Origin of the sequence: Serinicoccus marinus DSM 15273, assembly GCF_008386315.1 — a bacterium.
Classification (GTDB): Bacteria; Actinomycetota; Actinomycetes; order Actinomycetales; family Dermatophilaceae; genus Ornithinicoccus; species Ornithinicoccus marinus.
Map to the genome: position 1 here is coordinate 1,275,912 of NZ_CP043808.1, position 23,278 is coordinate 1,299,189.

Here is a 23,278-nt window from a genome sequence, read left to right on the forward strand (position 1 = left end):
GCGGATCGCGAAGACGAACCAGGTCCGGTAGTCCAGCGCCGCGGCGAGATGCTCGGCGTAGGACAGGTCGGGCCGCTGGGCACGGGAGGCCTCGATCAGCCGGTGCAGCGCGTCGCGCAGCGAGGCACGCTCCTCCGGGAGCATCGCGCCCAGGGGCTGGGTCAGCAGGTCGACCGCCGACCTGGCCTCGGGGGCGACGTCGTCGCGCAGCCGCCAGTCGAGCCGCACCCGGATGCCCTGCGAGGTCGAGACCTGGGCCAGCTGCGTGTTCATGGCGTCCACCAGCTCGGTCGCCTCGCTGCGGCACCGGCGCAGCGCCTCACCGAGCTCCCCGAGCACGTGCCGCTCGAACTGCTCCTTCTCCCGCTGGGTGAGCAGCGCACGGTCCCGCTCGACGGCGGCGGTGACCCGCTGCGCCAGCGTGGTGATGACCGCCTCTCCCGCTTCGTCCCGGCCGGAGACGGTATGCAGCTCTCCGTGGGTGAACAGGGCCGGCTGGTGCTCGGCCGCGGGGCCGCTCGTGGCGGCGGCGTGCCGCTCGTAGAGGCGGTTGGTCAGGGGCGCCAGCTCGCGGGAGCTCAGCGCGGCGAGCGAGCGGACCGCCGCCAACGCGGGTCGGCCGACGGGCTGGGTGTCCGGTAGGTCCGCGAGGCCGAGCACCAGGTCACCGGTCGCAGCGTCCACGCGCGCTGCCTCCGGGAGACCGGGCACCTCTAGCGCGGTGATCATGCGGTCGATCGCCGCGGTCCGGGTCTGGCGGTGCGTCTGCACCCGCTCCTGCGCGGTGGTGGCCGCGGTGCGGGCCTCCCCGACGTCGACGAGCAGACCGTCGAGCGTCGCGCGGGTCGACCGGACCGCGCTCTGGTGGCCCTCGAGCGAGGCTCGGGTGCGCCCGATGCGTTCCCGCAGCTCGGTGATGGTGTCGCCGATGCTGGCGTGCAGCTCATCCCTCGCGGTGGCAGACACGGTCGCGTCGTTCCTGATCTGCTGAGCGGTCCTCTCGTCCTCGGCCACGGTCTGGGCCGCTGCGGCCCGGGCCTCGACGGAGCGGGACCACACGGACAGCAGCCGGTGCACCTGGCGTTCGTCCCGCGCGAGTCCTGCCAGGTCGTGGCCGATCGTGCGCAGCGACTCCTCCAGCGCCGTCAGGGCGTGCTGCTCGGTGGGCAGCGTGAGCTCGGTCGCCAGCTGGCGCAGCTCCTGGCTGAGCCGCACCGTCTCGGCCCGCGCCGCCTGGGCGGCCTCCTGCGCGCGGGCGTTGAGACCGGCCTCCCGCTCTTCGGCCGCGACGAGGAGCTCGACCCGCTGCCATGCGGTGCTGAGCGGCTGGACCGAGGGCGCGTCGGCGGCCCACGCCTCGAGCGCCTCCTGCTCTGTGTGGGCCGCGTCCCGTGCTGTGAGCGCCTCGGTCAGGAGCTGTCGCTGTCGGGTCAGGCTGTCGTCGAGGACCGCGATCCGCCTGGCTCGCTCGGCGCCCCGGGCGGTCGCCCCGATGAACTGGGCCCGGTCCTTGGCGGCGCGGCCGTGGGCCGGTCCGAGCTGCCACCGGCCGTCCGGGCATACCCACGACGGGCCGCTGTCCGGGCCGAGCCCGACCGCGGCGAGCACCGCCGCCACCTCGGCCTGCTCGAGGTCTGAGCCGTGCGGGAGGTCGATGGTGAGCGCGTCGGCCAGGGTGCGGTGGGGTGCTGCCGACCCGTCCCCGGCGGCTGGCGCTGTGCTTCTCGCGAGCACGATGTCACGGTCGTCGTGGTCCAGCAGGCGTCCCCCGGGCCGGACCCAGGCATCCAGCAGCCCTGAGGACTGCAGGGCTGCCTCGAGCCCGGACCTCTGGTCCTCGGCGAGCCCGTCGGTGAAGTCGACGACCTGCCACAGGCTGTGACCGTCGGTGCGTGCGGACCGGCCCAGGGCAGGCGCCGGAGGGGCAGGGTCGCGCTCCTGCTCCACCGCCACCCGCTCCTGCTCGAGCTGGGCGATCTCCTGCTGCGCCTGCCCGGCGGCAGCCCCGGCCCGGGCCGACTCCTCGGACAGCGTCCGGAGCCTCGGCCCGGTGCTGTCCGCACCGATCCGGACGAGCGTGCCGAGCTGCTCGGGCGTCAGGTCGCCCGGCAGGGTGACCTGCGGCGCGCCGGGACGATCAGCCCAGGTGGCCAGCGCATCGAGGAGGGCTGCCGCCTCCAGGTCTGCGTCGTGCTCCCCGCCGATCCGGTCCTGACGGGAGGTCTCCCACCGTTGCTCGGCACGCTCGGCGTCCCGCTCGGCCACCGTCTGCCGGACGGTGGCGGCGTCCACCGCGGCCAGGCGTTCGCGCACCATTCCCAGCTCGGCACGGCGGGTGGACACCCCGGCCGTCGCCTCCTGCAGCGAGGCGCGCAGGCGCTCCAGGGCAGCGAGCGTCTCGACCTCGCCCTGATCGGGAGCGGTGTCCAGCAGGGCGCGGGACACGGCGGTGGCGAGGTGTGCCCCCGGGGCAGACCGGCGCAGCGCGTCGGCGGTGCTCCCCACCTCGCGCCCCAGCTCCTCGATGGTCTCGGCGAGCTCGTCCCGGGCGCGGGCCAGCGCGGCCTCGGCCTCGGTCAGCCGCTGTCCGGACCGCTCGAGGCGGAGCGTGGCGCCGTCGGCCAGCGCGGCGTCGCGGCCGGCCTGCTGCGTCAGCTCGTCGAGGCGGCGCTGGTCCCGGAACTCCGGGCTGTCCATGAGGGTGGCCAACCGGGCCTGGTCCTGCTCTGCTCCGGCCCGGGCCTCCTCGAGAGCGGTCTGCGCCTCGTCCCGGCGCCTCTCGACCTCCGCCAGGGTGCTGCGCGCCTGCTCAGCCCCCCGGTGCAGGCGCCGGTCCTCCTGGACGGTCGTATCGACAGCGGTGGCCCGGTGGGCCAGCACCGCAGCGGCATAGTCGTGGTATGCCTCCGCGAGCCCGGTCAGGGCGGTCGCGGCCGCGGCGCGCCGGTCGATCTGCTCCCCGAACGCCGTGAGCTCGTCGAAGGTGTCCGCGGCACCCCGGACCGCCTGCTCGTCCAGCTGGGGAAGGGACTGACCGAGCTGGCCGGTGAGTCGGGCCGGCTCGATGTCCTCCCCGACCTGCGGCTGGCGCAGCCAGTAGAGCAGCCGCAACACCTCGTCGTAGGCGCGCGGGTCCAGCCCGAACAGCTCCCGGCCGACGCACGCCTTGTAGTCCGCCGCCCGGTCGAAGACCTGCTCCGCGCCGAGGACCTCGCGCAGCCGCGGCGCGGACAGCGGGCCACCGGCGTCCTCCAGGGCGAGATCGACGCCCACCCGCCGGGAGGTGACGAAGTGCCACGCGGTCGCCTGCCGGGCGCTGGACGAGGCGCGGATGCCGACTCCGCAGGTGAAGAACTCCTCCGTGCCGTCTGCAGCGGTGCGCGCGAACTCGACCCACACATACCCGATCCGGTTGCCACCGTCGACCCCGTCGGTCATCAGCCACAGCAGGCTGGTGTGGTGCTTGGCCGACGCGGTCATGCGGGCCTTGTCGCCGTCCAGGGCGAAGGGCAGCAGCATCTCCAAGGTCTTGGACTTTCCGGCTCCGTTGGCCCCGCGCAGCAGCATCCTGCCTCCGGCGAAGGAGAAGACCTGCTCGTCGTACTGCCAGACGTTGAGGATCCCGGCCCGGTGCAGCCGGAAGCGGGTCGCCCCCGCTCCTGCGCCCCGCGCCTGCCCGTTCAGCGTCGCGGTCCCCGACTCCTGGCCGACGTCGCTCGGCTCAGCCTCCATCCTCATCCTCCTCGAAAAGGGAACGCTCGCCCTTCGGGCCGCTTGCGGTGACGAGCTCGGCCCGGGGCGCATACCGGGCGGCGGCCGCATGCACGTGGACGACGCCCGGGCCCTCTCGGACCAGACCGAGGGAGACCAGGATCTGCATCGCCTCGGCGAACAGCAGGTCGGGGTCCTCACGGTGCGCCTTGCGCAGACCGCGGCGCCAGGATCGCAGCAAGCGGTCACTGGCCGCGCGGGCGGTGGAGGCCGCCACCGGCCGCCAGGTCCGGGAGCCGTCCTGCGACACCCCGGTCTGGAGGTCGCTCGGTTCTGCCCCTGTGCGGGCCGCCTCGGTCAGCTCGGCGAGCAGGAGCAGCGCGGCGTGCCGGGCCGACCCCGCACCGGGGAAGGTGACATCGCTCAGCTCCTCGTCCGGGTCCAGGGCCAACGCTCCTTCCGCGCGGATCTCCAGGTCCAGACCCAGCCAGCGGCTGAACCACTCCCGCTCCCGCTCCCGGTTGCGGCGCCACCAGCCCGACTGATCCTCGGTGAGGTCCTCGGTGGACACGACCGGGCTCTCGGTCAGCGCTCGCCGGACGGCGATGCGGGCGCCACCGGCAGCCGAGGGCACCTCCTGCACGGCGAGCACGTCCTCCGGGGTCTGGCACGAGGCCAGCGGGGCGGCGACGAGAACGGCGAGCCGGTCGCGGTGCACATCGAGCAGGGACTCGGTGTGGCGCTCGACCCAGTGCTCCAGATCGCCGTCGCGCTCGGTGAGGATCCCCAGGTCGACCAGCGCGGTGAGGGCCGAGTGCAGCGCCCTCCGGTCGTGGATGCTGTCGAGGTCGACATCGACGCCGGCATCGGTGGCTGCCGACCTCACACCGGCGACCACCTCGTCCACCATCACCTGGCGGCGGGTGCGGGTCAGCGCGGCGAGCGTGAGCGCGAGGAAGGCGTAGCGGCGCGGGGTGAAGGGCGAGCCGTTGCGCCGCAGCAGCGGCCGGGTGCCGTCCGGCCCCAACCCGACCTTCATCAGCCGGGCCAGACCGGGCTCGACGACCAGGCGGTAGCCGAGACCTTCGGCGAACATGGCGATGAGCTCGCGCTGATGGCGCCGGACCAGGGCGAGGTCGTCGGCGCCCCGGTCGAGGTGCAGCAGCGGGGTGCGGAGCAGGGCGCGCGCCGCCCGCCGGCGCTCGGCGTCGGCATACGGGTCGACCGTGGAGACCTCGGGGGAGGGCGATGTCACCGGTCCTCGCCCCCGGCGCTGCGCATCGCGAGGGGGTCCGGGCTGCGCTCGTCCGCCTGGTCGAGGACTGATGCCCGGGGCGGGGTGTGCGGGTCGCGGGGGTCCCGGACCTCGCCCGTTGCGACAAGCTTGCAGCGCAGGTCGTGCAGCACCAGCACTCCGGACGGGCTGGTCAGGCGGAGCTGACTGCCGGGCTCGCGGTCCACGAGCAGCGCGACGGCGACGCCTGAGGTGGTGAGCTCGGCCCGGGCCTGGTCAGCAGCGCCGAGAGGGCGGCCGACCCGCGCGAGGGCAGCGGCATACAGATCCAGCAGGGCGCCACGCGCCTCGTCGCTGATCCGCAGGTCGGTGACCGGGCCGGCGTGCGCGGCGAGCTCGGTGGCGGCGCGGCGGAGCCGCTGCTCGGCCTCCCGGCGCTCCCGGAGGCGGGCCTGCTTGGCCGTGGAGTAGTCGACCCGCTGGCTGGCGCGGCCGCCGGCCTGACGCTCACCCCGCACGCGCAGGCCGATCGGGACCTCGGCCGCGGGGGCGTCCCACCAGCTCTTGGTCGACGGGACCGGGTCGCCGTCGGTCTCGGCGGCGAAGGAGACGTGCCGGGCGGGGAAGAGGCCGAAGGCGTTCGCCCACAGCGCGTGGGAGACCTCGTCGTCCGCGTCGTCGAACCACGACGCGAGGCGTACGAGATCGCCGTACCGGCTCTGGTGCCGGTCTGCGCCGGCGGCGAGGCGGCGCAGGTTGGTCAGGAGCGCACGCAGCGCGTCGGTGGCCAGCCTCCGGACGTTGTCGGCGTCCGCGCGCCGGTCGGCGCTGCCGATGAACCAGGTGTGCAGGCTCGACCAGTCCTCGGCTGACAGGCCTGTCGACCGCCGGGCGGAGGAGCCGTCGAGGCCCTTCAACCCGCCGGACTCAGCCGCGCGCTCGCAGAGGGCGGGGATCGTCGGCTCAAGGCGCAGCAGCTGGTCACCGACCTGCGGCATGTGCTGGGAGATCTCATCGACGAAGCGTTGGAGGTAGTCGATGAGCGCGCTCTTGAAGGAGACGAACTCGTCCCGGCCCAGGTCGAAGCGGGTGAGCACCTGCGCGAGATAGGCATAGAACTGGCGGGTCGAGGTCACCAGCACCTCGAACTGCGCGAAGACGGTCGCGATGCGGGTGGCGAGCTGCGCCGGGTCGGCGCCGTCCAGGTCCCGCTCGCACACGGCCACGAGCCCGGTCAGGCCGCTGAGGATGCCGGGGAGCATCTCGCTGGACACCTCCCGGGCACCCTCGGACCGCGTCAGCAGCTCCTCGACCTGGCGTTGCACGAGCTCGCCGCGGGCGGTGAGCTGGTAGCGGGCCCGGTTGGAGAGGTATTCGCGCACGCTGCGCGCCTCGGTCTCCCGAGGGCTGCGCGCCAGGTTGCCGTGCTCGACGAGATAGGAGAGGCGTTGGTCGACCGTGTCCCGGTCCAGGTCGATGCCGTGCTCGTGCAGCCGCTCGGTGACCTCGTCGGCGGACTGGTCGGAGAGGAAGCCGCTGATGCCGTCGGTGAACAAGCGCATGATGGCCAGGTAACTGCCCGCTTCGTCGTTCACGGCATACCGCAGCGCCCCGAGGGTGAGCCGCTCCTGCGGGCTCAGGGTGCCGTCCGACATGGCCCACAGCCTATGAGGGAGCGAGTGGTGCGACGCCGCCGGCGCCGACCGCTCGCCGAAGGGGCCCCGCACCAGGTCGGCAGCGGGAGTTCCGGGCACCTGCGACAGCGCTCGGTCAGCTCCGGGCGCGCATCGCCGCGTGCAGCACGACCGAGCCGGCGACCGCGGCGTTGAGCGAGCTCGCCGAGCCCACCATCGGGATGCCGACCATCCCGTCGCACGCCTCGCGCCAGCCCTGCGCGAGGCCCCGGGTCTCGTTGCCGATGACCAGCACGACCGGTTGGTCCCACGGCACGGCGGCGAGGTCGGTCCGCCCGTCCTCGTCGGTGCCCCAGACCTGCAGCGGCACCCCGCGCTGGCGCTGGTCCGCGACCCAGTCGAGCACCGGCCCCGGGCCTGAGGCCCGGACCGTCGGCACGGTGAAGCACGAGCCGGTCGAGGCACGCACGGCCTTGGGGTCGTAGGGGTCGGCGGCGTGCCCGGTGACGACCAGCCCGGTGCCGCCGAAGGCGTCGATCGAGCGCTGCAGGGTGCCGATGTTGCCGGGCTGCCCGGGCCGGTCGAAGACCGTGACCAGCGGTTCCCGCCCGGTGTCGGCACCGTCGCCGAGCACCCGGTCGAGGTCGTCCGGCGGTATGCCCACCACGGCGACGAGCTCCGGTGCCCCGTCGTCGCGCTGGGCGAGCTCGACGAGCAGCTCCGGCGCCAGCTCGTGCCGCTCGCCGCCGGACTCGGCCCACACTTGCTCGGCCCAGGACGACGGGCGGCCCCCGACGGGACGCAGCAGCGCCCGCACCGACCAGCCGTGGGCGACCGCCTGGCTGATGGGGCGCACGCCGTGCACGAGGAACTCTCCGCTGCGGTGCCGCTTGGTCCGGTTCGTCAGCAGCGCCGACCACTGCTGGAAGGCCGCGTTGCGCGTCGTGACCCGCCGCGCCCTCCGGGGCTCAGGCATCGGGTGACGAAGCAGCGTGCATGCCCGCCGTGCCGGCCGCCGGCACCAGCGCCGGGAGCAGACCGGTCAGCCCACGCCATACCTGCGTCGGCGTCGTGGGGACCAGGCTCAGGGCCTCCCGGCTCGCCTCGACCACCCAGACCCCGCTGGTCCGACCGTCGAGCGCCGCCAGCATGGTCGGGGCCTGCGTGGACCCGACGGCAGCGGCCACCAGCCGCCACGCCCGGTCCGCCCCGAGCTCGGTGGCCGCACGCTCCGCATCCGGCGCCTGGGGGTCGAACCACGCCTCCAGCGCCTCGGCGGTCACCCCGCGCGGCTCTCGGTCCGCGGCGGCGTGCGCCCGGGGCGCGAGGCCGACGACCCTGGCGAGGGCGGCACCGAGGTGGTCCGGGGGCAGCGCGACGACCCGCCGGCGGTCGGTGCCGTCGAGGTCGACGAGCACGGCCACGGCCTCCGGCCCGACCCACGCCTCGTGGGTGTAGACGCCGCCCGGGGTCGCGGTCTGGAGCTGCACGACGACCAGCGGGTCCCGCGCCGCGGCCACGGCATGCTCGGCGCCTGGCACCTGCTGGATGAGCTCACGCTCCTGCTCCGGGATCTCCTGGCCGTCGGCCCAGCCCGCCCACGCGGCGACATCCACGACCAGCGCACCGTCACGCACCTCGACGCTCACCGGGCCACCTCCTCGGGCAGGTGCAGGCTCGCGCAGCAGGCGGCCATGTCGTCGGCGACGAGGGGGTAGCGCAGGCTGTCCACGGTGGCGGTGAGGGTATACCCGGTCCCCTCCGCCTCGGCGAAGCGCTGCTCCATCACCAGGGCGCGGCCACGCTCGTCCAGGTGGTGCGCCAGCCGGGTGCCTCCCGGACGCCCGTCGACCTCCACCGTGTGCAGGTCGAGCACCAGGTAGTCACGCAGCTCCTGGGGGAGCAGTCCCTCGGTGCCGTTCTGCCACTCCCGGAAGGACCGGCCGCCGGTGTCGAGCACGGTGAGCACGAGGCTGGCACGCACGTCGTCCTCTCCGCGCGCAGGCTCGACCACGGTGAGCACCGCGTCGTGCCCGGTCTCCTCGACCTGCCAACCGTCGGGTGCCTCGAAGCTGGTGCCCGAGGGCTCGTGCGTCACCTTCACCGTCGCCACCTTGTCTTGTCGAAGCGTGCGCCGATCGTCTCGCGAGCCCATCCGGGCACCGACCAGCGGGGGTAGGGCAGGGCGAGCGCGCCCCAGCCGAAGACCAGCCACAGGCCCAGGGGCGCCAGCACGAGGGCCGCCAGGCCGAGCAGCGGCGACCCCTCCAGCCACGGTGCCAGCCCCACGAGCAGGCTCAGTATGCCGATCCCGGGCAGCACGAACATCGCGCCGCGGACGCCGCTCTCCCGGGGCGCGCGCAGCCACGCCCGCGCCTGCGGCCCGCGCCCGAGCCGCTCCCAGATGGCGAGCGCGAGCAGCAGGACCCCGAGCACCAGGGCGGAGATCGTGAGCGCCGAGGCGTTCATCGGCTCACCACGGCGTGATGTCGTCGACGAGGTCCCCCGCGGCGTCCAGCGCGTCCCCGACCCCGTCGGCGATGTCGCCGCCGACGTCCTTCAGCCTGTCGCCCACCCAGGCTCCGGCCTGCGATCCGACGAAACCGCCGATCAGCGCCCCGACACCCGCGCCGATGACCGTCCCCACGCCCGGGCAGATGGCCGTGCCGATCGCCCCGCCGGCCCAGGCGCCACCCTTGGCGCCCAGCAGCGCACCTCCGGTCGTGGTGGCGGACACCGTCACAGTGCGGCCGACGCGCTCGTCGGTGGGGTAGTTGGCGCTCTCGTTCCACTCGTCCCACCCCGAGGTCGCCGCGGTGAGCACGGTGCCGCCGCGACCCAACCACTTGCCGGCGGTGCTCCAGTGAGAGGCCTGACCACCGTGCCAGGGACGGGCGCTGAAGTGCCCGCGCGGGTCGAAACCGCGCGCCCGCTGCCAGGGGGACAGTCCGCGAGCCGTGGGGAAGCGCCCGGCGCCGTGCCGCAGTCGTTGCCAGAAGTCCATGTCGGTCGAGATGGTGCGCCCGGCCGCGTCGATCGGTCGGAAGTGGGAGTAGCGGTGGTCCGCCATCCAGCTCGCCACCGTGGACGTGCCGAACTGCACCTGTCCGAGCGCGAAGAGCGTCATCGACACCGGGGCGTCGCCGACGGGTGGGCGGAAGCCCAGCCACGACTCCAGTGCCTGGTCGCCCAGCGAGGCCGCCGGCTCGGAGACACCGGACAGCGCCTCCCAGGCGTCCTCGGTGGAGAGCTTGCCGGCCGCCAGCGGCGTGCTGGTGCCCGAGACGCCGGTCGAGCCGTGGACCCGGCGGGCGACCTGGTCGGGGCTCAGCGTGCCGGCTCCGGGGACGAGGATCTCGGTGCCCGCGTCGAGGGCGCCCGCGGTCGAGGTGGCGTCGCGCTCCACCTCGTCGCGGATCTCCTGCGCCTGCCGGCGCAGCCGCGCCACCTCGGTGTCCACGCTGCTCCGGGTGTAGTCGTAGTCGTCGTCCTCGGAGTCGAGGCCGTCCATCCGGTCCAGCTGGCGCTGCGCCTGCCGCTCGAGCTCGTCGATGTCCTCGCGGGCGGTGCGCAGCCGGCGCGCGAAGCCGCTGACCTGCTCCTGGGCCGCGTCGACCACCCCTGCGGCTCCGGCGAGCGTGCCCGTGATGCCGCGCCCGGCGTCCTCGAAGTCGCCGGAGCGGGTGGCCTGCCAGGTGCGCAGCGTCGTCGCGACGCCGGAGCTGACGTTGCCTTTCTCCGTGGTCAGGTCGCCGGAGAGGGTGCCCAAGCTGCGGGCGACCCCGTCCAGGCCGCCCGGGTCACCGTCGGGATAGCTGAAGCCGGCGACCATCAGCTGCCTGCCACCGCATGGATGTCCTGGGCCGCGGCGTCGGCCAGCGCCGCGGCGATCTTGGTCTGGGTCCCGGTGTCCTCGACCGCGGTCCCGACGGCGGCACCGAGGCGGCGGATCGCCGTGGACAGGACCTCGTGGCCCGCGCTGGAGCCGCTGATGTCGCGCAGCGCGCCACCGGCGTCCTCGATCCGCCCGCCCGTGCGGTGCAGGGCGCGCGAACCCTCCGTCATCTCCTGCGGATCTCCCCCGACGAAGCCAGACATCCCTCTCCTCGTGCTCTCGCTCTCGGTCGGCCTCACAGGATAGGCGGACCGCGGGCGGCTCCCAAGTCGTGCCACGCTGAGGCCATGGACGACGCCGCCTGGACCCGCACGCGCGAGGAGCTGACCGCCGAGATCGGAGCGCTCGGCGACCACGAGAGCCTGCTGCTGGCCGAGCCCGACCCGCCGGGTGCCATCGGGCGCTACGTCCAGGTCTCCCGGCTCGGTGACGACCTGCTCTGCGAGTGCGTCTCCGCCGCGTATGCCGACCTCTCACCGGAGCAGACCGCTGCCCTGCAGCGCGCCGGGTGGTCCGACCCCGACCGGCAGCCGCGCGGCGCGACCAGCGAGAACCACGTCTTCTGGGGTCGTGTGGAGGACGCCGCGGCGAGCGCCCACATGCTGGTCGCGGCGCTGCAGGCCCTGGGCACGGGCATACCGGACGAGCGGTGGACCCGGCAGCGGGTCAGCTGACCGCCGCCCACGCCGGCCTTCGGATCGGCTGCAGGAGGCGGTCGAGGTCCTGGCGCCGGCCACGGTCGCCGTCCAGGACGCGGCTGTGCACCCCCGGGTCGGCTCACCGCGCGAGCGCCTCGGCGCGCTCTTAACGTGGAGGGATGCGAGCACTCACATGGCAAGGACTCCAGGACGTCTCCGTCCGGTCAGTCCCCGACCCCGTCCTGCAGGACCCGACCGACGCGATCGTGCGCGTCACCTCGACCGCGATCTGCGGCTCCGACCTGCACCTCTACAACGTGCTGGCGGCCTACCTCCACCCCGGTGACATCCTCGGGCACGAGTTCATGGGCGTCGTCGAGCAGGTGGGTAGCGCCGTCGACACGCTGGAGGTCGGCGACAAGGTCATCGTCCCGTTCAACGTCAGCTGCGGGAAGTGCTGGATGTGCGAGCGCGGCCTCTTCGCCCAGTGCGAGACCACGCAGAACGTCGACCAGGGCACGGGTGCGAGCCTCTTCGGCTTTTCCGACCTCTACGGCGCGGTGCCCGGCGGGCAGGCCGAGATGGTCCGCGTCCCGCACGCCGACTTCGGCCCGGTCCGGGTCGACCCCCAGCTCGCCGACGAGCGCGTGCTCTACCTCACCGACATCCTCCCGACCGCGTGGCAGGGCATCGAGTATGCCGACGTCGAGGAGGGCGGCACCCTCGCCGTCATGGGTCTGGGCCCGGTCGGGCAGCTGGCCGTCCGCGCGGCCCGGCACCGTGGCCTGCGGGTCATCGGCGTCGACCGGATCCCGGAGCGCAACGCGCTGGCGGCCGAGTGGGGCGCCGAGGTCGTGGACCTGGACTCGACGAAGAACGTCGGCGACGCGATCCGTGACCTGACCGACGGCCGCGGGGCCGACGGGGTGCTCGATGCGGTCGGCATGGAGGCGCACGGCAGCCCGGTGCTCGGTGCCGCGGTGTCGGCGGCCAAGCGCCTGCCCAAGCCGCTCGCCCGGGCCGCCATCGAGACGGCCGGTGTGGACCGGCTGGCGGCGCTGCACAGCTCCATCGATGCGGTGCGCCGCGGCGGCACGGTGTCGATCAGCGGCGTCTACGGCGGCATGGCCGACCCGATGCCGATGATGGAGCTCTTCGACAAGGGCGTGCAGATGCGCATGGGGCAGTGCCACGTGCGCCGGTGGACCGACGAGCTCTACGAGCTGGTCAGCGGCCCCGACGACGTCCTCGGGCTGGAGGACCTGGCCACGCACCGGGTGCCACTGGAGCAGGCGCCGGAGATGTACAAGACGTTCAACGACAAGCAGGACAACTGCCTGAAGGTCGTGCTCACGCCGTAGGGGCCGAGCCCGGGCCGCGCTGGTTGAAACGCTCCGCGGCCCGGCGGCCCAGGGTGGTGAGCCGGCTCACCACGTCGGACCCCAGCTGCTGCGCCGCGGTCCGCCCGGTCACCGGGCGGGCCGCGTCGCGGCCTGCGGGGGCGCTGGGCAGCAGCCGCGAGGTCAGGCCCATGACGCGGACGGTGGTGGCGGGCATGAGGCCGTGCACCCGCATACCGATTGTGGCCAGCGGGGTGAGGACGACCATGGGGCGGCCGGCGAGGACCCCGTCGACCATCCGGTGCGCCGCGCGCTCGGCGTCCATCGACAGCAGGGGGAGCGAGGCGGCCGGGGCGAACCAGGCATACTCCGCCGCGCGGTCGCCGGTGAACTGCGCGTTCTCGTGCGAGCCGGTGCGCATGAGGCCGGGCACGATCGTCGTGGCGGTGACCCCGGTGCCGGCCAACTCGCTGGCCAGGCCCTGGGTGAGGCCGGTGGCGCCGAACTTGGCAGTGGAATAGGGCAGCAGGTGCGGCGGGGCGACGACGCCGCCGATGCTGGAGACCACTCCCAGCCGGCCGTGGCCGCGCTCGCGCATGCCGGGCAGCACCGACCAGAGCGTGTTGAGCGGGCCCATGAGCATGGTGCCGAGGGCCTGGTCGAAGTGGTGGAAGGTCATCGTCTCGGCCGGGCCGACCTGGATGATGCCGGCGACGTGGATGGCGACCTCGACCGGCCCCAGGTCGCTCTCGACCTGCGCCACCCAGGCCTGGACGGCCTCCCGGTCGGCGACGTCGCACTCGAAGGCGACGACCCGGCCAGCGTCGTCCCCGGCCTCCTCTCGGGCGCGCGACTCGGCGATCTCGGCGCCGCGCCGGTCTCCTCGAGGTGGCGGGCGCAGACCGCGACGTCGTAGCCGCGCTGGGCGAGCTCCTGGCGACCAGGAGCCGAGGCCGCGGGAGCCTCCCGCGACGAGGGAGACGGGGCGGGGGTGTGGGGGGTGCCATCTCCTCAGGCTAGGAGGAGGGGAGGTAGCCGCTGGCTGAGACGGCGGGGGCCGGGTCCGACTCGGCGCCCTCCGCCCAGCGTGGTGACGGTTCCCTCAGCTGATGATGCCGTGTCGCGTGTTCCAGGAGCGCGCGGTGGCATAGCCGTCGTAGATGGAGAACGCCCACGCAGCCAGCCATACAGGGAACAGCAGCCATCCGATGAAGGGGATCAACATGGCGATGCCGAAGAAGGCGACCGTGCACAGGATGAGGATCCCCCGGCCGACGCGCCCACCCAGCATGGTGCCGAGGCCCGCGATGAGGGCGGACGCCAAGGCGTACAAGACGGGTTACGCGATTGCACCTGCATGGGGTAGTGCATTCCGGGCGGCGGCCCCGAGGCATGCTGCTGCACGGCGGGCGGCTGTGCTGCCGGTGACTGCGGTTGGTGTGGATTGGCCCACTGGCCCTGCGGTCCGCTTGTTTCGTCCGGTACATGTGGTATGACATTCCCCTGGTCCTCTCCAAGAATGTCCCGTCGGCGTCATGGATTCCGACGTCGGACAAGGGAAGAGTAGCGAGGAATGTCTACGCTGGGAAGGCCTCGGCGCTGCTCTACCGCCGTGCCTCGAATGCCTCGCGGATCTCGCGTGGGATGCGCCCGGGGTCGGACACGGCGTACCCGTGCTTGCGTGCCCACTGGCGCACCTCGCCGGGCTGGCGGCGCGCGCGGAGTGAGCGGTGTGGCCTCGGTCTCGACGTGGGTCTCCTCGTCGGCGTGGGCGAGGGCGGCGGAGAGGAAGCGGTAGGTCCACTCCTGGGCGAGGGCCGGGTCTCGCAGAAGATGATCGGGACGGTGGGGAAGCGGGCCTGGCACTCGCCGAGCGCGTCGGCGAGACGGCGGGGCGGACGCGGTCGAGCTTGAAGACGGCGGAGTATCGGTCCTCGACGACGACGGCCGCGTGGGCAGGGAGGAGAGGTCGGCGAGCAGGTAGCGCATCTTGCCGGTGGTCAGGGTGGAGACGAGGTCGACCAGGCTCTTGCGCTCGACCGACGCGAGCACCCCGGCCGGCGACCTCGATCGCGTAGTCCCCCCCGGCAGCCCGTCGCGGCGGGTGGTGACCTGCTGGTGGTCGAAGGTCCAGGCATACCGCTCGTGGCTGTCGACGACGATCTCCAGGGTGGGTATCCCCGAACCCCGCGCGTGGGGAGGCTCACCGCGGGGCGGGCCTGCTTGGCGGTGCGCGCGGTCTGCCAGAAGACCGCCTCGCGGCCGCGGACGCGGGTCAGGACGAACTGCGAGCGGAACTCCTTTCCCCGGTCGAGGACGAGGTCGATGCTGGCGCCGCGCCGGATGCAGGATCGGGTGGGCACGACCTCGACAGGTCGGGCTCGGCGGGCCATCCGGTGGCGCGGTGGCAGTAGACCTTGCCGGTGCGCGGCCACGTCTCTTTCGCCTTGAGCACGATGCCGTCCGGCCCGAGGGGGATGCGCAGCAGGTAGGGCAGTCGCGAGCCGTCCTCGGGGTTGTGGGCGATGAGGAAGTCGTCCGGCACGAGGTCAGGGTATGCGGTCGCGGACCACAAGGCGCGGCATCTGGACCGGCCCTTCGCCGGTTCACGCCGCGGCTCCGGACCTGAGCCGGGCTCTCACCGCGGCTCACGCCGTGTCCTTGGCCGGGCTCCCACAGCGGCTCACGCCGCCGCTCGTCGGCGTCCCGCGTCATCGACCGGGCGCAGGCCGGTGGCCCGGCCCTTGGGGGGCCGGGTGTGGGGCGGGGTCATCGCAGTCTCCACCGGACACCGGTCGCGTCGACGTCGGCGGTGGTGTCGTGCTGGTGGACCCAGGTGTGGTGGCGGGGGCAGAGCAGCGCGTAGTTGGACGGTCTGATCGGCCACCTTGGGCCCAGTGGACGACGTGGTGGGCGTCGCACCAGGTCGCGGGTACGTGGCACCCGGGAAGGTGCACCCGCCGTCGCGGTGGGCCAGGGCACGCCGCTGGCCCGGGGTGACCAACCGTTTGGCGCGTCCGAGGTCCAGGATCTGTCCCTTCTCGCCGAGCACGGCGGGGATGATGTCGGCCTCGCACGCCAGCTGCCGCACCTCACCGGCCGAAAGGGTGCCGGCGTGCACGGTGTGCCGACCCCGGCCAGGGAGCCCGCAGCTCCGCCAGCCCGATGGTCACCATGACCTGCGCCTTGGGTGTCGTGGGCTGCCCCCGCGTACCGGCCACCCCGCGCCGCAGGACAGTCATGAGAGCGTCGTACCGCCGCTGACCCGCGGTCCGCAGGTCCAGCTCCGCCACCGTGGCACCACCACCCTCGGCCATCCCGCGATGCCAAGCTGAGGCGCGACGGTGCCACCGCCCTGGGCCGCCCCAGGCCCACCACCCTGGCCTGGATCCTTGGCCGGTGCCGGTGCGGCCAGCGGTGACATCAGCACCGCCTTGATGGCCTCGTAGTCGGCGTCGCTGCCCACGGTCACCACGAACCGGCGCAGCGACCCGTCGCCAACGACGACTCGTGCACCTCCCGCAGCTCGTGCTTCGCCTGGGCCCGGGCGATCTGTTCCTTCTCGGACAGGCAGGTCGCGACGAGCTTGGACGTGATCCTGGCCAGGTCCTTCTCGTCGAACTCAGCCCGGCCTGCCGCTGTGGTCAGCAGGTCGGTGGCATCGGCGTACTCGGCCTCTCCCAGGGCCGGGCGGATCCTCATCAACGCGCGCAGGACCTGCGCCGCGCGGTGCACCGGCACCGACCCGTCCTGGACGGCGTCCGCCAACGGCGCGTGCACCCGCTGCTGGGCAGCGCGGGCGACCAGCGCGATCTCGACCGCGGTCCGCGACGCCAGCCCGGGGCATACCAGTCTCACCCAGTCCACGTCGGAGAACCCGGCCTCCTGGTGCAGCCCCCGCCCCAGTCCCTCCCGGGCCACCGCCACCAGCAACGCGTGCGTCCGCGCCGCCACCCGATCGAGGGCTCCCAGCACCTCACCCAGCTCACGCTCCTGCAACAGCGCAGGCGACGCCAACGCCGACGCAGACCGCTCGACCGCGTCCCCCAGACCACCCATGACGGCTACCGCGCCGTCGGCCTGACCGCCGGTCGCCTCACTACCCCAGCTACCCCTCATGCGAACAAGTGTACGAGTCAGGTCTGACAGACCCTTCCCCCGGCGCCAGGGCACTTCGCTGAGAACCGGGAGCGGCCCGACCGCGTCATCCCCGCGCCGTCGAGTCGGTGGCGAGGACGCCGGACCGACCCCCCGAGGCCACGCTCGTCAGCTTCTACGCCGCGTCCCGACCCTGCCACGCGATGCCTTCCGACCCCGCAACGCGCCGGGCCGGCAGCCTGGTCAGGACGTGAGCCCGGCCGGGACGTCCAGCAGCCCACGGATGTCCTCGGCGCTCAGGGGCGCGCCCAGGGCGCCACCGGTGTCGACGACCTTGTCGAAGAGCTCCCGCTTGTGCTCCTGCAGCGCGACGACCTTCTCCTCGATGGTGCCCTCCGCGACCAGCCGGTAGACCATCACCGTCTTGTCCTGACCGATGCGGTGGGTGCGGTCGACGGCCTGCGCCTCGACGGCAGGGTTCCACCACGGGTCGAGCACGAAGACGTAGTCGGCCTCGGTGAGCGTGAGCCCGGAGCCGCCGGCCTTGAGGCTGATGAGGAAGACCGGCGCGTCCCCGTCGGTGAACTGCGCGATGCGGCGCGGCCGGTCCCGGGTGCGTCCGTCGAGGTAGACGTGCTCGATGCCCTCGGCCTGCAGGCGGTCCCGGACCACCCGCAGGAAGCGGGTGAACTGGCTGAAGACTAGGCACCGGTGCCCCTCGGCGGCGAGCTCGACCACCTGCTCCAGCAGGGCGTCGACCTTGCTGGGTCGGGCGGAGGCCGGGGCGTCGGGCACCACGAGGTGGACGTCGAGGCTGAGCTGGCGCAGCTTCGTGAGCGCGGCGAGGATCGCGATCCGGTGCCGGTCGACGTCGTCCAGCAGGCCGAGTATGCGCTGCCGCTCGCGCTGCAGGTGGGTGTCGTAGATGCGCCGGTGGGCGGGTTCAGCGGCACCGAGACGACCTGCTCGATCTTCGGTGGCAGGTCGGCCGCCACCGACTCCTTGGTCCGGCGCAGCACGAGGGGGCGGATGCGGCGGCGCAGCGTGTCCAGCAGCTCGGGAGCGGTCCCCGACTCGATGGGTCGGCGGAAGACGGTGCTGAAGCGCTCCGGGGAGCTGAACAGCCCGGGCGCGACGATGGACAGCAGCGCCCACAGGTCCATGAGCGAGTTCTCGAGCGGCGTCCCGGTGACCGCGATCTTCACCGGCGCCCCCAGCCGCCGGGCGACCTGGTAGGTCCGCGACCGGTGGTTCTTGACCGCCTGAGCCTCGTCGAGGACCACCCCGCCCCAGGCACGCTCCACCAGGTGCTCCTCCTCGATCCGCAGCAGGGTGTACGACGTGACCACCACGTGGGCGCCCGCCACCAGATCGTCCAGGGGTCGGCCCGTGCGGCGCGTGGTCTGGGTAAGCGCGGCCACCTCCAGGCGCGGGGTGAACCTCGCCGCCTCGCGCTGCCACGTGGCGACGACGCTCGCCGGTGCGACGACGAGCAGCGGCTCCCGCGGGCTCAGCCGGCCCTCGGCCCGCAGCCGCTCGGCGGCGGTGAGGACCTGCAGGGTCTTGCCGAGCCCCTGTCGTCGGCGAGGATCCCGCCGAGGTCGTGGTCGAGCAGGAAGGACAACCACCGGTAGCCGTCGAGCTGGTAGTTGCGCAGGGTCGCCTCGACGGTGCCAGGCGGGTCCGGGTGCGGCAGCTCCTCGAGGGCCAGCAGGGCTCCCACGGTGCGCTGCCAGCGCTCGCTCTGCTCGGTGACCACGCCGAGGGCGACGAGCTCCTCCCAGAGCCCGGCCTGGTAGCGGTTGATCCGCAGGTCGTCACCGTCGCCGTCGCCGTCGTCCAGGGCCAGGGCCTCCTGGACCAGCCGGTGCAGGGCGCGCAGCTCGTCGGTGTCCAGCCGGAACCACGACCCGTCCGGGAGCAGCAGCACCTCCTCGTCGCGGGTCAGAGCGGTGAGCAGGTCGCGCAGCGGTACCTCCTGGTCACCTGCCCGGACGCTGAGGCCCAGGCCGAACCAGTCGCGGTCGGCGACGTCGCCGGCCTCTCCCGTCCCGGCGGCATCCGGGCCGTCTTCCGGCCCGAGGTCCCGGGTGGACACCTGCACGACCGGGCCGTCCTCGACCTCGGCGTAGGACAGGTGCTCGCCGACGAGGGTGACGTCGATGTCGTCCCGTTCCTGCAGCGCCGGGAGGACGTCGCGGGCGAACTGCACGGTGGCCCAGCCGGCGAGCTCGGGCTCGAGGACCACCCCGAGGCGCGCCTTGCCGGGCAGGGGGATGCGCAGCCCGGGCGCCCCGTCCAGCACGTCGAGGCTGGAGAGCAGCGCCTCCTCGCGGTCGGGGTCGCGGACCACGGGCTGGGGGAAGCCGGCGTGGTGGTCCTGGGAATTGCGCGGCGGGAGCAGGGGGACGTCGTGGGTGACCTGGCCGACGGCATACCTGAACGTCCAGCGCAGCCGGGTGAGGTGCCCGGGCTCGAAGGTGACCGTCAGCCCGAGGTGCGGCGGGCGGACCTCGGGGATGAGGACGCTGCCGTCGCTGGAGGTGAGGGTGGTGTGGCGGCGCAGGGCGGGGGAGTATGCCGTGAGGAAGCGTTCGGTGTCCGCCTGCGGCACCCGTAGCCGCCCGGCTTGGCCGAGCAGGGTGGTGACCGCCTTGCTGAGCGGCCGGGTCAGCGGGGCGAGCACCATCCCGTGCTCGTCCCCGGCAGCCAGCCCGTGGCCGGGGTCACCGACCAGCTGCGGCGGCGCGGTGGTGCCGGGCAGGTCCACGACCGGGGCCAGGGTGATGGCCGCGTCGGAGTCCCTCGTGAGGTCGAGCGAGAGCTCGACGGGGTCGGCCAGCCGGACGGACCGTCGACCACGCCCGGTCACGAGGGCGACGCCGGCGTGGGCCGCGTCGCGCAGCAGCGGCCAGACGGCCGGCCCCAGAGCGGTGGCCTCGACCCACTCCCCGGGTGGCACCAGTGCGGCGAGCGGGCCGCCTGTGCCTGCACGACGGCGGCCAGCGCGGCCCGGTGCCGGTCGTCGGTGCGGGCAGAGGGGTAGCCCCGGTGCAGGTCGGCCCAGGAGATCCCGGTCTGGATCCAGGCGCCCGAGGCTCCCCGGACCAACGGCTTCAGGCGTAGCCGGGTGGGGTGCGCGGTGGTGGCCTGGGCCAGCTCGACCTGCAGGGCGAGCGGTGTGCCGCTGCGGTCCCCGGAGGCGGAGTGGAGCTCGGCCAGGACGGGCGCGAGCAGGTTCTCCCAGGCCGCGGTGGCTGGGGTATGCGGTGTGCCCGAGGCGGGGGTCGCGACCCCTGCGGTGCGCTGCGCGTGCAGGATCACCGCCGCCGCGTGCTTGCACAGCGTGCCGACGGGGCAGGAGCAGGAGGTGGCCAGACCCGCGGGCCGGCGGGGGGTCCGGCGGGCTCCGGCCTGCGACCAGACGGTGGTGGAGTATCGGCGGTTGCCGTAGACGGTGGCCCTCAGCACCCCGTCCAGGTCCTCCCGCAGGCCGTGGACCGCACCCCGCCGCTGATAGGTGACGGCCCGTCGCAGCGTGGTCGTGCCGAAGACCCTGCCGAGGTCGTCACGGTCCAGCTCCCGGATCCAGTCCGGTGCGACGAAGGCGGGCGGCGGGCCGGCCATGTCTGACTCCTCGATGGCGTGCGGGTGGGGCGCCGGGCACGAGGATACGGGGCCTGCCCAGGGCGCCGAAGCCGCCCGCATTCCGCCAAGTCGTCCGCGGCTGCCGCCGAGCCCGCGCCAGAGCCGTCGTGCTGGCGGCATGTCCGACGCTGTCAGGGGAGTGGGCCACCCCACCAGGTGGGCGCCTCGTAGGCGTCCAGGGTCCGGTCGGCGGTGACGAGCGTGCAGGCCTCGACCAGGGACTGGGCGAGGAGGATCCGGTCGAAGGGGTCCCGGTGGTGCCAGGGGAGGTCTTGCACACCGTGGGCGTGCTCGGCGGAGACGGGAAGATGCTCGAGATCGAGGCCCATCAGTGCGCGGTACCAGTCGCCGTCGATGCGCAGCTTGCCCAGCGAGCGCTTGATGGCGATCTCCCACACGGACGCGGCGCTCACGATCACCGAGGACGAGGGTGAAGCCAGGGTGTCCGCGACGTCCTGGGGCACGGACCGCCGTTCGCCGAGCAAGAGCCAGATGACGACGTTGGTGTCGAGGAGCAGCCTCATGGCGTGTATGGCGCGAGGTCGTCCAGGGGCTCGTCGAACATCGGCGTCAGCTCACCGGGCAGGTCGCCCCAGATCCTCCGCTGCTCCGTCGTCATCGGCGCGGGGCTGAGCACGGCGACGCGAGTGCGGCCACGACGGATCACGACGGTCTCACCGGCCTCCACCTTGCGGAGCAGCCGAGAGAGGTGGGTCTTCGCTTCCTGGACCGTGACCTCCATCCGCCCATGATAGGTCGACCAACCTGACCTGGTCAACATCCCATTCCAAGGTGCAAGGCGGGACTCAGTCAGCGGAACGAGCCCACTCGTCAGCCTGACGTTGCCGCCTGGCCCGGTCTCGCGCCAGCGCCCCGGATGCCTGGGCGAGCAGGAGACTCTCCTCGAGCCAGGCCAGCCGCTGCGCCGGGGTCGTCGTCGCACGCGCCTGGATGGCGGACCTCGCGTCCGAGGTGCCGCGCCAGAGATCCTCAGCCTGGGTCGCGCTCATCACTCACCACCCTAGGTGGGCTCATCAGCTGCGACAACGCCTCGATGTCAGCCAGATCCTGGGCGCGCCCGGAGATGCGTTTCATGGTGACCAGGTGCTCGACCGACGCCACGCGCACGGGGACGCCGTCGACGTCGACGATGTCCGAGGACGTGAGGGCGGCGAACGGCAGAGGGGTGTCCGCCAGCAGGTCCACCTCGCGCAGCGCGTCGGAGGGGTCGTGCAGCGTGAAAGCCACCAGGTTGCGCTCCTCCACCCAGGTGCGTCGGGTCTCCGGGTCGGCGAACTGCTCGGGTGCGACCGGGAGCCTGGGCACGAGCCCCTGCGCCTCGAGGACGCCAAGGGCGGCGGTGAGGTCGGGTCGTAAGGTTCTCGTGCGAGCGCGAGGTCCAGGTGGACCGTCATACGGGCATGACCGCGCAGGACCACCGCGACGCCGCCGTTGACGTAGTCGACGCCCGCGTCGTTGAGAGCGTCCAGAGATAAGGGATCCGGCGCACGTCAGCGCCCTATCGGTGACCGGGCGGGGCTCCAGGTCGTGGATCGGTCGACGGAGATGCTTCAGGCCAAGAGGAAGGCGGAGGCCAGTCGCCAGAGGATGGCCACGATCTGCTGCTCGGTCAGCCGGCCCAGATGCACTTCCGCGGCAGGGTCTCAGCCGGCCCAGGTGGGCAACGTCTCGGCCAGCGGCTGGTCGGTCTCCCAGTAGCGGACGACCGTCCAGCCCTCAGCGGCGGGCCGCAACAGCACCGCGGTGTCCCGGACCGGGTCCACCGGGTCGATCGGGGCATCCGCGACCGGTGCCTGCAGGGCCGTGACGAGCACCTCGCCCCCGAGCTCCACCGGCCCGTCGACGCAGGACTCACCGGGCAGCATCGCTTCGCACGGCGGGTAGCCGGAGACCTGCCAGAGCAGGAAAGCGGCGTCCTCCGGGTCGGCGGCAGGCAGCACGCTGCCGACCAGGGGGTGGTCGGTGCCGTCGCCCGGATCCGCAGCAGCGGAGCCGTCGCTCGGGTCGGTGCCCGGTTCCTCGTCCCCGAGCCAGACGGAGCCGTCGTCGGGGAACGGGCCGGTGCCGTCGCCGTCGAGCCAGACGGAGCCGTCGTCCGGGAACGGACCGGTGCCCTCGCCCTGGAGGCTGTCGTCTTGCAACGTCTCTGGCGCGGCCACGACCCCGCCCTCCGGGCCCGGCTCCACGGCGCCGGCGTCGTCGGGCTGCACCTGCACGTCGGTTTCCTCGGTGAAGGCATCCTGCTCGGGCTCGGACGGCGCGGGCTCGGCGGACTCCGCAGCCTGCGCGTCCCGCCAACCGTCCGGCTCCTCCCCGGCTCGGGTGTGGATGAGCAGGTCTACCACCCAGGCGGCGCGCAGCCCGGTGGTCTCGTGCGAGAGCGAGGGTCGGTAGACGACGCCGTCCTCGTAGATCGTCCAGGTCACCCAGTAGCGCTCGTCGTCCAGCGCGACCTGAGCGCCACGCTCCACGTTGACGAAGTACGGCACACCGTCGACCTCTCGCACCTCGGTGTAGTCTTCGTCGTCCTGCGCGTACTCGGCCAGGGTCGCCTCGTGGTCCTCCCGGGTGGAGAATTCGTCCCATCCCGTGGCGATCGTCACCCGCGCGGAATCGCCCTCCTCTGGTGGGCTCCCGGCGGTGGTGACGGTGTAGACGCAGAGCGCGGGCAGCTCCTCGTCGGGAGTGATGGTCACCACCTGTTCCTCGACGTGCAACGTCGTGAGATAGGCACTCATGGTGTCCTCGCTGAGCGGACAGCCGCCGGCCTCGGCCGAGCCGCCGCAGCCCGTGAGGGTGAGGCCCGCCAGCAGCGTGACAGGGAGCACCGCCTGCGGCCGGCGCCAGTGCGGCGGGGCCGGAGAGGTGTCGGTGCGGGGGTAGTAGACAGCAGTAGCGGCCATCACGGGCTCCTCGCCAGGCGGCGCCCACGGTGACGCCGGTTCACAGGGTTCGCCCAGGCTACACCCGGGAGAGTGAGGCTCGCAGGACCCTGACGGGGTTCTCTCTTGCTGACCCGGCCGTCGTCTCCGCAATGTCGAGCTGGCGACGCGCCTGGG

26 protein-coding genes and 1 pseudogene are annotated in these 23,278 nt (G+C 73.4%); 2 read left to right on the top strand and 25 right to left on the bottom strand.

Annotated features, from left to right (window positions below; all coding sequences use genetic code 11):
• The 9 genes and pseudogenes from FU792_RS05975 to FU792_RS06015 all read right to left on the bottom strand — a co-directional run.
• Window positions 1-3,822 (bottom strand): annotated as a pseudogene (locus tag FU792_RS05975) (TIGR02680 family protein); the annotation flags it as partial.
• A complete protein-coding gene (locus FU792_RS05980) occupies window positions 3,722-4,966 on the bottom strand; it encodes a TIGR02678 family protein (protein ID WP_022924630.1) in 1,245 nt (414 codons plus the stop codon). The gene FU792_RS05980 and the pseudogene FU792_RS05975, both read right to left, overlap by 101 nt.
• Window positions 4,963-6,600 (bottom strand): TIGR02677 family protein, encoded by a 1,638-nt coding sequence (locus FU792_RS05985; protein WP_022924629.1) that lies wholly within the window; start codon window positions 6,598-6,600, stop codon window positions 4,963-4,965. The genes FU792_RS05980 and FU792_RS05985 overlap by 4 nt, the downstream gene beginning before the upstream one ends.
• Before the next feature lie 115 nt (window positions 6,601-6,715).
• On the bottom strand, window positions 6,716-7,555 hold the full coding sequence (locus FU792_RS05990; RefSeq protein ID WP_022924628.1) for a TrmH family RNA methyltransferase: 840 nt from the start codon (window positions 7,553-7,555) through the stop codon (window positions 6,716-6,718).
• A complete protein-coding gene (locus FU792_RS05995) occupies window positions 7,548-8,228 on the bottom strand; it encodes a hypothetical protein (protein ID WP_022924627.1) in 681 nt (226 codons plus the stop codon). The genes FU792_RS05990 and FU792_RS05995 overlap by 8 nt, the downstream gene beginning before the upstream one ends.
• Window positions 8,225-8,683: a hypothetical protein gene (locus tag FU792_RS06000; protein ID WP_022924626.1), complete on the bottom strand. Its 459-nt coding sequence runs from the start codon at window positions 8,681-8,683 to the stop codon at window positions 8,225-8,227. The genes FU792_RS05995 and FU792_RS06000 overlap by 4 nt, the downstream gene beginning before the upstream one ends.
• The gene (locus tag FU792_RS06005) at window positions 8,680-9,048 is read right to left on the bottom strand and encodes a hypothetical protein (RefSeq protein ID WP_022924625.1); all 369 of its coding nucleotides are present in this window, start codon (window positions 9,046-9,048) and stop codon (window positions 8,680-8,682) included. The genes FU792_RS06000 and FU792_RS06005 overlap by 4 nt, the downstream gene beginning before the upstream one ends.
• Before the next feature lie 4 nt (window positions 9,049-9,052).
• Window positions 9,053-10,411: a hypothetical protein gene (locus FU792_RS06010; protein WP_022924624.1), complete on the bottom strand. Its 1,359-nt coding sequence runs from the start codon at window positions 10,409-10,411 to the stop codon at window positions 9,053-9,055.
• On the bottom strand, window positions 10,411-10,677 hold the full coding sequence (locus tag FU792_RS06015) for a hypothetical protein (protein WP_022924623.1): 267 nt from the start codon (window positions 10,675-10,677) through the stop codon (window positions 10,411-10,413). The genes FU792_RS06010 and FU792_RS06015 overlap by 1 nt, the downstream gene beginning before the upstream one ends.
• 84 nt (window positions 10,678-10,761) lie before the next feature.
• Between FU792_RS06015 and FU792_RS06020 the strand changes: the two genes are divergently transcribed.
• Window positions 10,762-11,148, top strand: coding sequence for a TY-Chap domain-containing protein (locus tag FU792_RS06020; RefSeq protein WP_022924622.1), 387 nt, complete (start codon window positions 10,762-10,764; stop codon window positions 11,146-11,148).
• A gap of 143 nt (window positions 11,149-11,291) precedes the next feature.
• Window positions 11,292-12,473, top strand: a complete 1,182-nt coding sequence (locus tag FU792_RS06025) for a zinc-dependent alcohol dehydrogenase (RefSeq protein WP_022924621.1) — start codon at window positions 11,292-11,294, stop codon at window positions 12,471-12,473.
• Here FU792_RS06025 and FU792_RS06030 read toward each other — a convergent pair.
• From FU792_RS06030 to FU792_RS16715, 16 genes are all read right to left on the bottom strand, one after another.
• Complete coding sequence (locus FU792_RS06030) at window positions 12,463-13,467, bottom strand: SDR family NAD(P)-dependent oxidoreductase (RefSeq protein ID WP_149814613.1); 1,005 nt, start codon at window positions 13,465-13,467, stop codon at window positions 12,463-12,465. The two genes, FU792_RS06025 and FU792_RS06030, sit on opposite strands and share 11 nt — an antisense overlap.
• Before the next feature lie 87 nt (window positions 13,468-13,554).
• Window positions 13,555-13,776 carry a hypothetical protein gene (locus tag FU792_RS06035; protein WP_149814614.1) on the bottom strand — a complete coding sequence of 74 codons (222 nt, stop codon included), beginning with the start codon at window positions 13,774-13,776 and terminating at the stop codon, window positions 13,555-13,557.
• A 280-nt stretch (window positions 13,777-14,056) separates the two neighbouring features.
• Window positions 14,057-14,149 (bottom strand): Lsr2 family DNA-binding protein, encoded by a 93-nt coding sequence (locus FU792_RS17760; protein ID WP_238706057.1) that lies wholly within the window; start codon window positions 14,147-14,149, stop codon window positions 14,057-14,059.
• 578 nt (window positions 14,150-14,727) lie between these two features.
• Entirely contained in the window at window positions 14,728-14,997 is a 270-nt protein-coding gene (locus tag FU792_RS17765; protein WP_238706058.1) for a hypothetical protein, read from the bottom strand.
• Between the two features lie 138 nt (window positions 14,998-15,135).
• Window positions 15,136-15,573, bottom strand: a complete 438-nt coding sequence (locus FU792_RS06045) for a DUF222 domain-containing protein (protein WP_338101166.1) — start codon at window positions 15,571-15,573, stop codon at window positions 15,136-15,138.
• Complete coding sequence (locus tag FU792_RS16700) at window positions 15,545-15,769, bottom strand: DUF222 domain-containing protein (protein WP_161600203.1); 225 nt, start codon at window positions 15,767-15,769, stop codon at window positions 15,545-15,547. Before FU792_RS16700 ends, FU792_RS06045 begins: the two co-directional genes overlap by 29 nt.
• A gap of 151 nt (window positions 15,770-15,920) precedes the next feature.
• On the bottom strand, window positions 15,921-16,571 hold the full coding sequence (locus tag FU792_RS06050; RefSeq protein WP_149814615.1) for a hypothetical protein: 651 nt from the start codon (window positions 16,569-16,571) through the stop codon (window positions 15,921-15,923).
• Window positions 16,572-16,793: 222 nt separating this feature from the next.
• Entirely contained in the window at window positions 16,794-17,288 is a 495-nt protein-coding gene (locus tag FU792_RS16705) for a DEAD/DEAH box helicase (protein WP_161600204.1), read from the bottom strand.
• Window positions 17,252-18,178 (bottom strand): DEAD/DEAH box helicase, encoded by a 927-nt coding sequence (locus FU792_RS06060; RefSeq protein ID WP_161600205.1) that lies wholly within the window; start codon window positions 18,176-18,178, stop codon window positions 17,252-17,254. Before FU792_RS06060 ends, FU792_RS16705 begins: the two co-directional genes overlap by 37 nt.
• The gene (locus tag FU792_RS16710) at window positions 18,061-19,512 is read right to left on the bottom strand and encodes a DEAD/DEAH box helicase (protein ID WP_161600206.1); all 1,452 of its coding nucleotides are present in this window, start codon (window positions 19,510-19,512) and stop codon (window positions 18,061-18,063) included. The genes FU792_RS06060 and FU792_RS16710 overlap by 118 nt, the downstream gene beginning before the upstream one ends.
• Window positions 19,419-20,177, bottom strand: coding sequence for an SWIM zinc finger family protein (locus FU792_RS06065; RefSeq protein ID WP_161600207.1), 759 nt, complete (start codon window positions 20,175-20,177; stop codon window positions 19,419-19,421). The genes FU792_RS16710 and FU792_RS06065 overlap by 94 nt, the downstream gene beginning before the upstream one ends.
• A 152-nt stretch (window positions 20,178-20,329) precedes the next feature.
• Window positions 20,330-20,722: a type II toxin-antitoxin system VapC family toxin gene (locus FU792_RS06070; protein ID WP_028130948.1), complete on the bottom strand. Its 393-nt coding sequence runs from the start codon at window positions 20,720-20,722 to the stop codon at window positions 20,330-20,332.
• A complete protein-coding gene (locus FU792_RS06075; protein ID WP_028130947.1) occupies window positions 20,719-20,940 on the bottom strand; it encodes a type II toxin-antitoxin system Phd/YefM family antitoxin in 222 nt (73 codons plus the stop codon). Before FU792_RS06075 ends, FU792_RS06070 begins: the two co-directional genes overlap by 4 nt.
• Before the next feature lie 64 nt (window positions 20,941-21,004).
• Window positions 21,005-21,208, bottom strand: a complete 204-nt coding sequence (locus FU792_RS06080) for a hypothetical protein (RefSeq protein ID WP_022924612.1) — start codon at window positions 21,206-21,208, stop codon at window positions 21,005-21,007.
• A complete protein-coding gene (locus FU792_RS06085; protein ID WP_022924611.1) occupies window positions 21,189-21,524 on the bottom strand; it encodes a hypothetical protein in 336 nt (111 codons plus the stop codon). Before FU792_RS06085 ends, FU792_RS06080 begins: the two co-directional genes overlap by 20 nt.
• A 338-nt stretch (window positions 21,525-21,862) precedes the next feature.
• Entirely contained in the window at window positions 21,863-23,122 is a 1,260-nt protein-coding gene (locus FU792_RS16715) for a hypothetical protein (protein WP_022924609.1), read from the bottom strand.
• Window positions 23,123-23,278: the final 156 nt, after the last annotated feature.